The organism is Gilvimarinus sp. 1_MG-2023 (genome assembly GCF_030548285.1).
On the sequence record NZ_JAUOSC010000042.1, the window covers coordinates 1 to 665 of the forward strand.

General features: G+C 53.4%; 1 protein-coding gene. It reads right to left on the reverse strand.

What is annotated here, in order from left to right; genetic code table 11:
* On the reverse strand, window positions 1-652 hold a 652-nt coding region (locus Q4563_RS15530; RefSeq protein ID WP_303605097.1), incomplete at its 3' end, for a PAS domain S-box protein.
* Window positions 653-665: the final 13 nt, after the last annotated feature.

Sequence of the window (665 nt, forward strand, 5' to 3'; positions counted from 1 at the left end):
CCAGTTCAGCGGTGAGCCGTTTCTGCTCTGAAATATCTTTCAGTACGGCATAAATGGCTGGCTGGCCTTCGTAGTGAATGCGCGTCAGGGAAATATCAAGCCAGCGTTGGGTACCATCCTGACGGCGAATCATCAGTTCCAGGTGAAAGGTGCCCTTGTTGAGACAGGTCGCAAAGGCCCGGGTGATCACCTCTTCAGACTCGCGGCCATCGGGCTGGGTTAATGTCGTGGCTTTGGCGAGTGTCATGCCGTCGATATTGCGGCCGTTGCGATAACCCAGCAGTCGTTCGGTGGCGTGGTTGTGGGCGATACACTGGCCAAACTGAAAGATCAGATTGCCTTCGGTGGCTTCCTTGAACAGGGTTTTGAAGTTGTCACGTTCGGTTTGCAAGGCCTGCTCGGTCTGTTTGCGCTGCTCGACTTCCTTGCTCAGGCGGCGGTTCCAGTAAATGCTGATAATGATGTAGAGGATGAAAACGGCAACAACACTGGCAACCAGCTGATAGTTGATGCGTTCGGCAAACTGGATATTTGACCATTGGTTGAGAACGGACAGCCGGTCGGCATCACTGAGTTTGATTCCGGTGGCCAAGATAGCCGACATCAACTCCGGTGACTGGCGGTTTACCATAATGGCGGGTTGAATTGTCACGCTGGTTTTACCC